Source organism: Geodermatophilus africanus, from assembly GCF_900107105.1.
In the GTDB taxonomy this organism is placed as follows: domain Bacteria; phylum Actinomycetota; class Actinomycetes; order Mycobacteriales; family Geodermatophilaceae; genus Geodermatophilus; species Geodermatophilus africanus.
In genome coordinates this window covers 157,869-170,402 of the sequence record NZ_FNOT01000006.1, presented here as the reverse complement: position 1 = coordinate 170,402, position 12,534 = coordinate 157,869, and the positions used below count along the sequence as shown (strand labels likewise).

Annotated in this window: 15 protein-coding genes; 12 read left to right on the top strand and 3 right to left on the bottom strand. The window is 70.9% G+C overall.

The window, feature by feature from the left end; genetic code table 11:
* Nucleotides 1-106: 106 nt before the first annotated feature.
* The 3 genes from BLW63_RS13210 to BLW63_RS13200 form a co-directional block, all read right to left on the bottom strand.
* Nucleotides 107-1,147 (bottom strand): LLM class F420-dependent oxidoreductase, encoded by a 1,041-nt coding sequence (locus BLW63_RS13210; RefSeq protein ID WP_091157213.1) that lies wholly within the window; start codon nt 1,145-1,147, stop codon nt 107-109.
* A gap of 60 nt (nt 1,148-1,207) precedes the next feature.
* Nucleotides 1,208-1,423: a hypothetical protein gene (locus BLW63_RS13205; RefSeq protein WP_091156739.1), complete on the bottom strand. Its 216-nt coding sequence runs from the start codon at nt 1,421-1,423 to the stop codon at nt 1,208-1,210.
* Nucleotides 1,424-1,576: 153 nt separating this feature from the next.
* On the bottom strand, nt 1,577-2,551 hold the full coding sequence (locus BLW63_RS13200) for a chymotrypsin family serine protease (RefSeq protein WP_091156736.1): 975 nt from the start codon (nt 2,549-2,551) through the stop codon (nt 1,577-1,579).
* 534 nt (nt 2,552-3,085) lie between these two features.
* Here BLW63_RS13200 and rpsL point away from each other — a divergent pair.
* From rpsL to rpsC, 12 genes are all read left to right on the top strand, one after another.
* Entirely contained in the window at nt 3,086-3,460 is a 375-nt protein-coding gene (gene rpsL / locus BLW63_RS13195) for a 30S ribosomal protein S12 (protein WP_012950487.1), read from the top strand.
* Between the two features lies 1 nt (nt 3,461).
* Nucleotides 3,462-3,932: a 30S ribosomal protein S7 gene (rpsG, locus tag BLW63_RS13190; RefSeq protein ID WP_012950486.1), complete on the top strand. Its 471-nt coding sequence runs from the start codon at nt 3,462-3,464 to the stop codon at nt 3,930-3,932.
* A gap of 99 nt (nt 3,933-4,031) precedes the next feature.
* Nucleotides 4,032-6,131, top strand: coding sequence for an elongation factor G (fusA, locus tag BLW63_RS13185; protein WP_091156733.1), 2,100 nt, complete (start codon nt 4,032-4,034; stop codon nt 6,129-6,131).
* 173 nt (nt 6,132-6,304) lie between these two features.
* Nucleotides 6,305-7,498, top strand: a complete 1,194-nt coding sequence (gene tuf, locus BLW63_RS13180; RefSeq protein ID WP_091156729.1) for an elongation factor Tu — start codon at nt 6,305-6,307, stop codon at nt 7,496-7,498.
* 165 nt (nt 7,499-7,663) lie between these two features.
* Nucleotides 7,664-7,969, top strand: a complete 306-nt coding sequence (gene rpsJ, locus BLW63_RS13175) for a 30S ribosomal protein S10 (protein ID WP_012950483.1) — start codon at nt 7,664-7,666, stop codon at nt 7,967-7,969.
* Nucleotides 7,970-7,984: 15 nt separating this feature from the next.
* The gene (gene rplC, locus BLW63_RS13170) at nt 7,985-8,650 is read left to right on the top strand and encodes a 50S ribosomal protein L3 (RefSeq protein ID WP_091156726.1); all 666 of its coding nucleotides are present in this window, start codon (nt 7,985-7,987) and stop codon (nt 8,648-8,650) included.
* A complete protein-coding gene (gene rplD / locus BLW63_RS13165) occupies nt 8,647-9,624 on the top strand; it encodes a 50S ribosomal protein L4 (RefSeq protein WP_170856751.1) in 978 nt (325 codons plus the stop codon). The genes rplC and rplD overlap by 4 nt, the downstream gene beginning before the upstream one ends.
* Complete coding sequence (gene rplW, locus BLW63_RS13160; protein ID WP_091156721.1) at nt 9,621-9,923, top strand: 50S ribosomal protein L23; 303 nt, start codon at nt 9,621-9,623, stop codon at nt 9,921-9,923. Before rplD ends, rplW begins: the two co-directional genes overlap by 4 nt.
* A 44-nt stretch (nt 9,924-9,967) precedes the next feature.
* Complete coding sequence (rplB, locus tag BLW63_RS13155) at nt 9,968-10,801, top strand: 50S ribosomal protein L2 (protein WP_091156717.1); 834 nt, start codon at nt 9,968-9,970, stop codon at nt 10,799-10,801.
* A 23-nt stretch (nt 10,802-10,824) separates the two neighbouring features.
* Nucleotides 10,825-11,106, top strand: coding sequence for a 30S ribosomal protein S19 (gene rpsS, locus BLW63_RS13150; protein ID WP_012950478.1), 282 nt, complete (start codon nt 10,825-10,827; stop codon nt 11,104-11,106).
* Between the two features lie 20 nt (nt 11,107-11,126).
* On the top strand, nt 11,127-11,603 hold the full coding sequence (gene rplV, locus BLW63_RS13145) for a 50S ribosomal protein L22 (RefSeq protein ID WP_091156714.1): 477 nt from the start codon (nt 11,127-11,129) through the stop codon (nt 11,601-11,603).
* The gene (rpsC, locus tag BLW63_RS13140) at nt 11,603-12,532 is read left to right on the top strand and encodes a 30S ribosomal protein S3 (RefSeq protein ID WP_091156711.1); all 930 of its coding nucleotides are present in this window, start codon (nt 11,603-11,605) and stop codon (nt 12,530-12,532) included. Before rplV ends, rpsC begins: the two co-directional genes overlap by 1 nt.
* Nucleotides 12,533-12,534: the final 2 nt, after the last annotated feature.

Here is a 12,534-nt window from a genome sequence, read left to right as displayed (position 1 = left end):
ACCGATCGTGGGGCCCGCAGGGTCCCCGATCGGGACCCGGGCTGTGGCCCCATGGCGTTCGGGGACGGCACCTGGCCGCGGTGTCGTCCGGAGGACGACGGTGTCATCAGCCGGCCAGCCTCTTCATCGTCTCCACCGTGCGCAGCCGGCTCTCCCGGCTGTCGTCGAGCGGCTGCAGCGCCAGGATGGTGACACCCGCCTCGGCGAAGGCGGCGATCCGCTCGGCGACGTGGGACTCCGGCCCGATCAGCGAGACCGCCCGCACCAGCTCCTCGGGCAGCGCCGCCGCGGCCTCGTCCTTCCTGCCGTCCAGGTAGAGGTCCTGCACCAGCTCGGCCTCGGCCTCGAACCCGTACCGGCGGGCGAGGTCGTTGTAGAAGTTCTTGCCCTTGGCACCCATGCCGCCCACGTACAGCGCCAGCGCCGGCCGCACCCGGTCGTGCATCGCGTCCACGTCGTCCCCGATGGCCACCGGGACGCCGACGATGACGTCGAGGTCGCCCAGCGCCGGATCCCGCTTCGCCCTGCCGGCGGCCAGCGAGTCGCCCCACACGTCCTGCGCCTTCTCCGGGTGGAACCAGATCGGCTCCCACACCTCGGCGATCTCCGCGGCCAGCTCGACGTTCTTCGGCCCGAGCGCCGCGAGCATCACCGGGATGCGGTCCCGCACCGGCGTGTTGATGAGCTTGAGCGGCTTGCCCAGGCCGGTGCCCTGGTCGGCCGGCAGGGGCAGCCGGTACTTCGTGCCCTCGTGCTCGAGGCGCTCGCGGCGCCACACCTTGCGGCAGATCTCCACGACCTCACGGGTGCGCTGCAGCGGGGCGTCGTAGGGGACGCCGTGCCAGCCCTCGATCACCTGGGGGCCGGACGCGCCCAGGCCCAGGGTGAACCGGCCACCGGAGACGAAGTCCAGCCCTGCGGCGGTCATCGCGGTCAGCGTGGGGGTGCGGCTGTAGATCGGCAGGATGGCGCTCATCAGCTCCACCCGCTCGGTCACCGCGGCGAGGTAGCCCAGCTGGGACACCGCGTCGAAGGTGTAGACCTCGGCCACCATGGCCACGTCGAGGCCGGCCGCCTCGAGGTCACGGACCTCCGCTGCGGTCTCCTGGAAACCCCCGCTGTAGCTGGCCTGGATGCCGATGCGCACGTGCACTCCCGTCGTCCCGCGGCGCCCTCGTCGGCGCCGCGTGCACGCTATCGGCCGCGCTCAGAGGGGACGGACGACCCCGATGACCTCGGTGACCACGCGGACGCCGTCCACGTCGCCGGGCACCCGCGCGACGGCGTGTGCGTCGGCGAGGTCGACCTTCACGACGTAGCCGCTGTCCCGGCGAGCCAGCCCGACGCCGACGACGTCCGGGTCGGCCGCGAGCCGCTGGCTGAGGGCGCTCTTGGCGGCTCGGGCGGACGCACGGTCGGTCATGCACCCATGGTGCCCTGTCGAGTGGCCGGAGAACAGGCCGTAGGCCCCGTCCGGGGCACCGCCCCGAGCTCGCGGGGGGTGGGGAGGACGGGCGGCTCCCCTGCAGGACCCCGCCGCGAGCTCGCGAGTGGTGGGGGCAGGGGAGTCCTCCCGCTAAGAGGCGACCCAGCGGAGGTCGAGGACCGACAGCACGGTCGCCAGGGGGTTGGCGAAGGTGACCCCGCCTCCGACGCGCCCACCGGTCTCGCTGCCGGCGAAGAGCAGCCCCAGCGGCGCCCGGTCGGCGCTGCGCCAGATCACCGAGCCGCTGTCGCCGCCGGCGCTGAAACCACCCGCGACGCCGTCGATCTCGATCTGGTCGTCGAAGGTGTAGACGCCCTGGTCGTACTGGACGGCCACGCCGTCGACCTCCACGGCGCTCACCCGGCCGACCGTGTGCCCGGTGGTCCGCCCCACCTTCTCCACCCGCTCGTCGGGGTCGACGTCGTCCACCTCGAGCGGGTCGTCGCCCAGCGGCCCGCCGGGGAACCGGCCCGGCTCCAGCGGGACCTCGGCGTCGACGACGGCGACCGCGGCGTCGACCCGGTTGGCCCGTCCGTCGGCGGTGAAGCGCTCGAAGGCGGCCAGGGTCGCGACCCGGTCGGTCGCCGGGTCCCCGCCGTCGAACGGTCCGGGCTGCAGCACCGGGTCACCCACCGCGGCGGTGTCGCTGGCGGCGAGCACGTGGTTGTTGGACAGGATGGCCAGCCTCCCGCCGACCCGGACGAAGCCGCCGAGCGTCCCGGCGGAGACCGCCGGGTGGCCCACGGACAGGCCCGGGGCCAGCGGCCGGGTGCGCTGCTGCAGTGCTTCCGACGTGAGGGAGGCCAGTGCCCGGACGGGGCCGATGACGCGGACGTCGACCTCGCCGAGCACCGCGTCGTCCAGACCGGACAGCAGGACGTCGGCGTCCTCCTTCACGGCCAGCCGGATGGCCAGGTGGGCCCGGTCCGGGCCGACGGGCGCCAGGCCGAGGGCCGGGCGCGCCCACCGGCGGCCGCCGGCGTCGCTGGCCGTGACCGGCCCGGTCGACCGGTCCAGCTGTGCCGACAGGTGGGCCTTGAGCTCGCGTGCGAGGTCGACGTGCACGGATCCTCCGGTGGCGGTGGGTGGGCGTCCTGACACCGACCGTAGGGCCGGGGTACGACAGTCGTGTGGTCCGGGGTGTCGGCCCGGCGACGCGGCCTCCACGCCCGTCCCGGCCGCTACAGTCGCGCCACCACCGGGCCGCACCGGTTCCGCCGCCCCGGGAACATCCGGGTGCTCGGACGGCGTTGACCCCGCGTACCCCGGTGGAGAGGCTCGACCCTGCCCGCCGAGCTGTGGTGGACCCGGCTTTGACCGGTCTCCGGCACGCGGGTATCGTGGTCAGCCGTGCCCAGGGTGCCCTGGGCCTGCTCCCGTTCGCGGTGCGCCTGCCGGCAGGTGGTGGCGCCGACTCGCGGGGGGCGACCGATCCGGTTCGACTCGCCGGCCGGTCCTGGGGAGGGCGACACGCCCGACCGCGGGGACCGGTGGTGGACCGCGGCCGGAGGTGGGTACGGCCCCGGCAGGACCGGCACCCGGCACAGCAGAGCACCGTCCGCAGCACGACCCAGCGCAGGTAGGAGATCCAGGCCACCCATGCCCACGATCAACCAGCTGGTCCGCAAGGGCCGCGAGGACAAGGTCGAGAAGACCAAGACCCCGGCGCTGAAGGGCTCCCCTCAGCGTCGAGGCGTGTGCACCCGCGTGTACACGACGACGCCGAAGAAGCCGAACTCGGCGCTGCGCAAGGTCGCTCGCGTCCGCCTCACCAGTGGCATCGAGGTGACCGCCTACATCCCGGGCGTCGGCCACAACCTGCAGGAGCACTCGATGGTGCTCGTGCGCGGCGGCCGTGTGAAGGACCTCCCCGGCGTGCGTTACAAGATCATTCGCGGCTCGCTCGACACCCAGGGTGTCCGCAACCGCAAGCAGGCTCGCAGCCGGTACGGCGCGAAGAAGGAGAAGAGCTGACATGCCGCGCAAGGGCCCCGCACCGCGCCGCCCGCTGGTCGCCGACCCGGTGTACCAGTCGCCGCTGGTGACCCAGTTGGTCAACAAGGTGCTCGTCGACGGCAAGCGCTCGGTCGCCGAGGCGATCGTCTACGGCGCCCTCGAGGGCTGCCGCACCAAGACCGACACCGACCCGGTGGTCACGCTCAAGCGCGCGCTGGACAACGTCAAGCCGGCTCTCGAGGTCCGCAGCCGCCGCGTCGGTGGTGCGACCTACCAGGTCCCGGTCGAGGTCCGCGCCTCGCGCAGCACCACGCTCGGCCTGCGCTGGCTGATCCAGTACAGCCGCGCCCGTCGCGAGAAGACGATGACCGAGCGCCTGATGAACGAGCTGCTCGACGCGAGCAACGGTCTGGGCGCCGCGGTCAAGCGCCGCGAGGACACCCACAAGATGGCCGAGTCGAACAAGGCCTTCGCGCACTACCGCTGGTAGGTGCCACCCCGGCTGGCTCTGCCAGCCCCCGCGGCCGGCGGGGAACCCGGGCCACCCCCCGGAGCCCGCACGCGGACCCGATCCACGGAGGAGAGATCCATGGCCGACACCCAGGCCACCCTCGCCAAGACCCGCAACATCGGGATCATGGCGCACATCGACGCCGGCAAGACCACGACGACCGAGCGCATCCTCTTCTACACCGGTATCAACTACAAGATCGGTGAGGTCCACGACGGCGCGGCCACGATGGACTGGATGGAGCAGGAGCAGGAGCGCGGCATCACCATCACGTCCGCGGCGACGAAGTGCTCCTGGAACGGCTACGACATCAACATCATCGACACCCCCGGGCACGTCGACTTCACCGTCGAGGTGGAGCGGTCGCTGCGGGTGCTCGACGGTGCGGTCGCGGTGTACGACGGTGTCGCCGGCGTGGAGCCGCAGACCGAGCAGGTGTGGCGGCAGGCGGAGAAGTACGGCGTCCCGCGCATGTGCTTCGTCAACAAGCTGGACCGCACCGGGGCGAACTTCTTCCGCTGCATCGACATGATGGTCGAGCGGCTCGGTGCCAACCCGCTGGTGCTGCAGCTGCCGATCGGTGCCGAGGCCGACTTCATCGGCGTCGTGGACCTGGTCCAGATGCGCGCGCTCACCTGGCGCGGCGAGACGCAGATGGGCGAGGACTACGCCATCGAGGAGATCCCCGCCGAGCTGGCCGACCAGGCCGCCGAGTACCGCGAGAAGCTGCTGGAGACCGTCGCCGAGACCGACGACGCGTTCATGGAGACCTACCTCGGCGGTGAGGACATCTCCGTCGAGATGCTGAAGGCCGCGATCCGCAAGGCGACCATCGCCGCACAGGTCAACCCGGTCCTCACCGGGACGGCCTTCAAGAACAAGGGCGTCCAGCCGCTGCTCGACGCGGTCACCGACTACCTGCCCAGCCCGCTGGACGTCGAGGCGATCGTCGGCACCGCCCTCGACGGCGAGACCGAGGTGCTCCGGCACGCCGACGAGAGCGAGCCGTTCTCGTCGCTGGCCTTCAAGATCCAGACCGACCAGCACCTGGGCAAGCTGACCTACATCCGCGTGTACTCGGGTCGGCTCTCCTCCGGGTCCCCGGTGCTCAACAGCACCAAGGACCGCAAGGAGCGGATCGGCAAGATCTACCAGATGCACGCCAACAAGCGCGAGGAGCGCGAGGGCGTGGGCGCCGGCCAGATCGTCGCCGTCGTCGGGCTGAAGCAGACCACCACGGGTGACACGCTCAGCGACCCGCAGAACCCGGTCATCCTGGAGTCGATGACCTTCCCCGCGCCGGTCATCTCGGTCGCCATCGAGCCGAAGACCAAGAGCGACCAGGAGAAGCTGGGCACGGCCATCCAGAAGCTGGCCGAGGAGGACCCGACCTTCCAGGTGCGCCTCGACGAGGAGACCGGCCAGACGGTCATCTCCGGCATGGGCGAGCTGCACCTGGAGATCCTCGTCGACCGCATGCGGCGCGAGTTCAAGGTCGAGGCCAACGTCGGCAAGCCGCAGGTGGCCTACCGCGAGACGATCCGCAAGGCCGTCGAGAAGTACGACTACACCCACAAGAAGCAGACCGGTGGGTCCGGTCAGTTCGCGAAGGTCCAGGTGACGCTGGAGCCGCTGGAGATCAGCGGTGACTCCGCCACCTACGAGTTCGTCAACGCCGTCACCGGTGGTCGCATCCCCAGGGAGTACATCCCCTCGGTCGACCAGGGCATGCAGGACGCCATGCAGTACGGCATCCTCGCCGGCTATCCGGTGGTGGGCGTCAAGGCGACCCTGATCGACGGCCAGTACCACGAGGTCGACTCCTCGGAGATGGCCTTCAAGATCGCCGGCTCGATGGTCTTCAAGGAGGCCGCGCGCAAGGCCAACCCGGCCCTGCTCGAGCCGATGATGGCCGTCGAGGTCGTCACGCCCGAGGACTACATGGGTGACGTCATCGGCGACCTCAACTCCCGGCGCGGGATGATCCAGGCGATGGAGGAGCGCTCCGGCGCTCGTGTCGTCCGGGCCCTGGTCCCGCTCTCGGAGATGTTCGGCTACGTGGGCGACCTGCGCAGCCGCACCCAGGGGCGGGCGAGCTACACCATGGTGTTCGACTCGTACGCCGAGGTCCCGCAGAACGTCGCCAAGGAGATCATCGCGAAGGCGACGGGAGAGTGAGCATCGCAGGGCCGTCCACGGCCCGAGGAGCTCAAGCGTCCCGGGGCCGAGCCATGGACATCGCCACGGCGACCGGCGAGTGACCCGCCGGGCGGGGTACGTCCCCGCCCGGCCCCCAGCAAGCCCACCCCAGAGTTCGCGCACGACTGCGACACCACGAGGAGAGGAACCCAGTGGCCAAGGCCAAGTTCGAGCGGACCAAGCCGCACGTCAACATCGGCACCATCGGGCACATCGACCACGGCAAGACCACGCTGACCGCGGCGATCACCAAGGTGCTGCACGACAAGTACCCGGACCTCAACGAGGCGTCGGCCTTCGACCAGATCGACAAGGCGCCCGAGGAGAAGGCCCGCGGCATCACGATCTCGATCGCCCACGTCGAGTACCAGACGGAGAACCGTCACTACGCGCACGTCGACTGCCCCGGGCACGCCGACTACATCAAGAACATGATCACCGGTGCGGCGCAGATGGACGGCGCCATCCTGGTGGTCGCCGCGACCGACGGCCCGATGCCGCAGACCAAGGAGCACGTCCTCCTGGCCCGCCAGGTCGGCGTCCCCTACATCGTCGTGGCGCTCAACAAGGCCGACATGGTCGACGACGAGGAGATCCTCGAGCTCGTCGAGCTCGAGGTCCGTGAGCTGCTGTCCGAGTACGAGTTCCCGGGCGACGACGTCCCCGTGGTCCGCGTCTCGGCGCTGAAGGCCCTCGAGGGCGACGCCGAATGGGGCGACAAGCTGATGGAGCTCATGAACGCGGTCGACACCGCGATCCCCGAGCCGCAGCGTGAGATCGACAAGCCCTTCCTCATGCCCGTCGAGGACGTCTTCACCATCACCGGTCGCGGCACCGTCGTCACCGGTCGCGTGGAGCGCGGCATCGTCAAGGTGTCCGAGGAGATCGAGATCGTCGGCATCCGTCCGAACTCGACCAAGACGACCGTCACCGGCGTCGAGATGTTCCGCAAGCTGCTCGACCAGGGCCAGGCCGGCGACAACGTCGGTCTGCTGCTCCGCGGCATCAAGCGCGAGGACGTCGAGCGCGGTCAGGTCGTCGTGAAGCCGGGTTCGATCACCCCGCACACCAACTTCGAGGGTTCGGTCTACATCCTCTCGAAGGACGAGGGTGGCCGTCACACGCCCTTCTTCAACAACTACCGTCCGCAGTTCTACTTCCGGACCACGGACGTCACGGGCGTCGTGACCCTGCCGGCCGGCACCGAGATGGTCATGCCGGGCGACAACACCGAGATGACGGTCGAGCTCATCCAGCCGATCGCCATGGAGGAGGGCCTGCGGTTCGCCATCCGTGAGGGTGGCCGGACCGTCGGCGCCGGTCGCGTCACCAAGATCGTCAAGTAACACCTCCCTGACGGGCGGTGGCGCGCCCCTGCGCCGCCGCCCGTCCCAGGGTGGCCCTGCCTGTGTGCACGGCCACCCAGCACGCTGGGCCAGACCGGATGAGGTCCGGACGACCCGGCGTTCCCAGCAAGAACTGACACCGATCGGCAGGAGCAGAAGACAGCGATGGCGGGACAGAAGATCCGCATCCGGCTGAAGGCCTACGACCACGAGGCGATCGACGCCTCGGCGCGGCGCATCGTCGAGACGGTGACCAAGACCGGTGCGCGCGTCGTCGGCCCGGTGCCGCTGCCGACGGAGAAGAACGTGTACTGCGTCATCCGCTCGCCGCACAAGTACAAGGACTCGCGCGAGCACTTCGAGATGCGCACGCACAAGCGCCTCATCGACATCCTCGACCCGACGCCGAAGACGGTCGACGCGCTGATGCGCATCGACCTGCCGGCCTCGGTCGACGTCAACATCCAGTAAGGGCAGTCAGCAGACATGGCGAGCACATTCCGTGGTCTCCTCGGCGAGAAGCTGGGCATGACCCAGGTCTTCGACGAGAACAACCGCATCGTGCCGGTGACCGTCGTCAAGGCGGGCCCGTGTGTGGTGACCCAGGTGCGCACCCCCGAGGTCGACGGCTACAGCGCCGTCCAGCTCGGCTTCGGTGAGATCGACCCGCGCAAGGTGAACAAGCCCGAGGGCGGGCACTTCGCCAAGGCGGGCGTGACGCCGCGCCGGCACCTGGTCGAGCTGCGCACGAAGGACGCGTCGGACTACACGGTCGGCCAGGAGCTGACCGCCGAGGTCTTCGACGGCGTGGCCAAGGTCGACGTCATCGGCACCAGCAAGGGCAAGGGCACGGCCGGTGTCATGAAGCGGCACGGCTTCCGTGGGCTGGGCGCCGCGCACGGCACCCAGCGCAAGCACCGGTCGCCCGGTTCCATCGGCGGGGCCTCGACCCCCGGCCGCGTCTTCAAGGGCCTGCGCATGGCCGGCCGCATGGGCGCGGTCAAGACGACGACCCTGTCGCTCACCGTCCACAAGGTGGACGCCGAGCGCGGGCTGCTGCTGATCAAGGGCGCGATCCCCGGCCCGAAGGGCGGCCTCGTGCTCGTCCGCTCGGCCGTCAAGGGTGGCCCCGTGGGGAGTGAGAACCAGTGACCACGTCCATCAACGGCGGGGCGACCGAGACTCGGAGCGACCGGCAGGTCGACGTCCGGACCCCGGCGGGAGAGACCTTCGGCAGCGTCACGCTGCCCGGTGAGATCTTCGACGCGTCGGCCAACGTCTCGCTCATGCACCAGGTCGTGGTGGCCCAGCTGGCCGCCGCGCGCCAGGGCACGCACGCGACGAAGACCCGTGGTCAGGTCAGCGGTGGTGGCGCCAAGCCCTACCGCCAGAAGGGCACCGGCCGCGCCCGGCAGGGCTCGACCCGCGCGCCGCAGTTCGAGGGCGGTGGCACCGTCCACGGCCCCCAGCCGCGCGACTACTCGCAGAAGACCCCGAAGAAGATGAAGGCCGCCGCGCTGCGCGGCGCCCTCTCCGACCGGGCCCGCGAGGACCGCGTGCACGTGGTGAGCACCTTCGTCGACGGCGACGCCCCCAGGACCAAGGCGGCGCTGGCGACCCTCCAGTCGATCACCCAGGCCAAGCGGGTGCTCGTGGTCCTCGACCGGGACGACACGCTCAACTGGGTGAGCCTGCGCAACGTGCCGCAGGTGCACCTGCTCGAGGCCGGCCAGCTCAACACCTACGACGTGCTGGTCGCCGACGAGGTCGTCTTCACCGAGGCCGCGCTCGCCGAGTTCGTCGCCGGTTCGGCCCGGGGCCGTCAGGTCGCCAAGCCCGACCTGACGACGCCGGACGTGCCGGGCGCCATCCCGTCGATCCAGCCGGTCGAGGGCACCACCGACCTCGACCTGGGCGAGAGCCCGGCCGAGCCGGCCCCGGAGACGACGTCCGCCGCGAGGACGGCCGCGCCCACGGCCACCACGCCGCAGGAGGCCGCCCCGGCCACTGCCGCCGAGGCCGCCGCAGCTCCGGTCGCGCAGGCCGAGGCCGCCAACGCCGGTGTCGACGCCACGCCGCCCACCGAGGACGGCACCACCGACGCGACCCCCGAGGAGACCAAGTGAGCGTCCGCGACCCCCGGGACGTCCTGCTGTCCCCGGTCATCTCGGAGAAGAGCTACGGCCTGCTCGACGAGAACCAGTACACGTTCGTCGTCCTGCCCGAGGCCAACAAGACGCAGATCAAGATCGCGGTCGAGCAGATCTTCAACGTCAAGGTCCTCGGCGTGAACACGGTCAACCGCCAGGGCAAGCGGAAGCGCAGCCGGGGCAACAAGCTCGGCAAGCGCAAGGACACCAAGCGCGCCATCGTCTCGCTGGCACCCGGCGACCGCATCGAGATCTTCGGTGGTCCCGGCGCCTGAGCGCCGCGACCGATCGGACCAGAGACAGAGGAACTGAGTCAGCAATGGCTATCCGCAAGTACAAGCCGACGACGCCGGGCCGCCGCGGCTCGAGCGTCGCCGACTTCGCCGAGGTCACCCGCGACCATCCCGAGAAGTCGCTGGTCCGGCCGCTGCACGGTCGCGGCGGGCGCAACGTCCACGGGAAGGTCACGGCGCGGCACCAGGGCGGCGGGCACAAGCGCGCCTACCGGGTGATCGACTTCCGCCGGGCCGACAAGGACGGCGTGCCGGCCAAGGTCGCGCACATCGAGTACGACCCGAACCGCACTTCGCGCATCGCGCTGCTGCACTTTGCCGACGGGGAGAAGCGCTACATCATCGCGCCGGCCCGTCTCAAGCAGGGCGACACGGTGGAGTGCGGCCCCGCGGCCGACATCAAGCCGGGCAACAACCTGCCGCTGCGCAACATCCCCGTCGGCACGGTGGTCCACGCCATCGAGCTGCGGCCCGGCGGCGGCGCCAAGATCGCCCGCTCGGCCGGCACCAGCGTCCAGCTGGTCGCCCGCGAGGGCCGGCTGGCGCAGCTGCGCATGCCGTCGGGCGAGATCCGCAACGTCGACGTCCGCTGCCGCGCGACCGTCGGCGAGGTGGGCAACGCCGAGCAGTCGAACATCAACTGGGGCAAGGCCGGCCGCATGCGGTGGAAGGGCAAGCGCCCGACCGTCCGCGGTGTCGCCATGAACCCGGTGGACCACCCGCACGGTGGTGGTGAGGGCAAGACCTCCGGTGGTCGCCACCCGGTGAACCCGAAGGGCAAGCCGGAGGGCCGCACGCGCAAGCGCAAGGCCAGTGACGCCCTGATCGTGCGCCGCCGGCGCACCAACAAGAAGCGCTGAGCGGGTAGAGGAGTCCGACAGACATGCCACGCAGCCTGAAGAAGGGCCCGTTCGTCGACGACCACCTGCTCAAGAAGGTGGACGCGCAGAACGACAAGGGCACCAAGAATGTGATCCGGACATGGTCGCGCCGTTCGACGATCATCCCGGACATGCTTGGCCACACGATCGCCGTCCACGACGGCCGCAAACACGTGCCGGTCTTCGTGACCGAGGCGATGGTCGGGCACAAGCTCGGCGAGTTCGCGCCCACCCGCACCTTCCGTGGGCACGTGAAGGACGACCGCCGGTCCCGGCGCGGCTGACCAGGTAGAGAGAGATACCGATGACTTCCCAGCTGGGAGAGGAGACGCCGACCGCCCGGGCCACCGCCCGGTTCGTCCGCGTCACGCCCATGAAGGCACGCCGGGTGGTGGACCTCGTCCGCTACCTGCCGACCGACGAGGCCCTGGCACTGCTGCGCTACGCGCCGCAGGCCGCCAGCGAGCCGGTCCTCAAGGTGGTCGCCAGCGCGGTCGCCAACGCCGAGCACAACCTGCGGCTCGACCCCGCGGCGCTGGTCGTCAGCGCGGCGTACGTCGACGAGGGCCCGACGCTCAAGCGGATCCGTCCGCGCGCCCAGGGCCGCGCCTACCGCATCAACAAGCGGACCTGCCACATCACCGTCGAGGTCGCGGAGGTCTCCTCCAGCACCGAGCTCGCCGGCAAGTCGCGCACGGCCCGCCGCCGCACCGGGCAGTCCGGCCCGGCGACGCAGCAGACAGGGCAGCAGAAGAGCAACACGAGGGGAGGGACCCGCTAGTGGGGCAGAAGGTCAACCCGCACGGGTTCCGGCTGGGCATCACCACCGACTACAAGTCCCGGTGGTACGCCGACAAGCTCTACAAGGACTACGTCAAGGAAGACGTCGCGATCCGCAAGCTCATGTCCAAGGGCATGGAGCGGGCCGGCATCTCCAAGGTGGAGATCGAGCGCACCCGTGACCGGGTCCGCGTCGACATCCACACCGCCCGGCCGGGCATCGTCATCGGCCGCCGCGGCGCGGAGGCCGACCGCATCCGCGGGGAGCTGGAGAAGCTCACCGGCAAGCAGGTGCAGCTGAACATCCTCGAGGTGAAGAACCCCGAGGCCGACGCGCAGCTGGTCGCCCAGGGCGTCGCCGAGCAGCTCTCCAGCCGGGTCAGCTTCCGCCGCGCCATGCGCAAGGCCATGCAGTCGGCCCAGCGCAGCCCGCAGGTCAAGGGCATCCGGGTGCAGTGCTCCGGTCGCCTGGGCGGCACCGAGATGAGCCGGTCGGAGTTCTACCGCGAGGGCCGGGTGCCGCTGCACACCCTCCGGGCGAACATCGACTACGGCATCTACGAGGCCCGGACCACCTTCGGCCGCATCGGCGTGAAGGTCTGGATCTACAAGGGCGACGTCAGCGGCTCGCGTGCCGAGCGGGAGGCCCTCGAGGCCCTCGCCGCGCGTCAGCAGCGCCGCGAGCGGGCTCAGCGGCCGCAGCGCCGCTCCGGCTCGTCCGGCACCACCGCCGGCGGCACCGAGGCCGGCCGCGCCGCCGCGTCCTCGACCGGCCCGGCCGTCGACACCACGGAGAGCTCGGTGGCCGCGACCTCGGGCGAGGTCGCGGCCGAGCAGACCGTCGCCGAGAGTGCGGGCGCGGAGGCCACCGCCGCGGCCGAGAACACGGCCGCGCAGAACACCACCACGTCGACTGAGCAGGGGGTCTGACA

Bases quoted from the DNA above. Each gene is read 5' to 3' on its own strand.
- BLW63_RS13205 (WP_091156739.1), bottom strand. From the start codon at position 1,423: ATGACCGACCGTGCGTCCGCCCGAGCCGCCAAGAGCGCCCTCAGCCAG.
- rpsL (WP_012950487.1), top strand. From the start codon at position 3,086: ATGCCCACGATCAACCAGCTGGTCCGCAAGGGCCGCGAGGACAAGGTC.
- rpsG (WP_012950486.1), top strand. From the start codon at position 3,462: ATGCCGCGCAAGGGCCCCGCACCGCGCCGCCCGCTGGTCGCCGACCCG.
- fusA (WP_091156733.1), top strand. From the start codon at position 4,032: ATGGCCGACACCCAGGCCACCCTCGCCAAGACCCGCAACATCGGGATC.
- rpsJ (WP_012950483.1), top strand. From the start codon at position 7,664: ATGGCGGGACAGAAGATCCGCATCCGGCTGAAGGCCTACGACCACGAG.
- rplC (WP_091156726.1), top strand. From the start codon at position 7,985: ATGGCGAGCACATTCCGTGGTCTCCTCGGCGAGAAGCTGGGCATGACC.
- rplB (WP_091156717.1), top strand. From the start codon at position 9,968: ATGGCTATCCGCAAGTACAAGCCGACGACGCCGGGCCGCCGCGGCTCG.
- rpsS (WP_012950478.1), top strand. From the start codon at position 10,825: ATGCCACGCAGCCTGAAGAAGGGCCCGTTCGTCGACGACCACCTGCTC.
- rplV (WP_091156714.1), top strand. From the start codon at position 11,127: ATGACTTCCCAGCTGGGAGAGGAGACGCCGACCGCCCGGGCCACCGCC.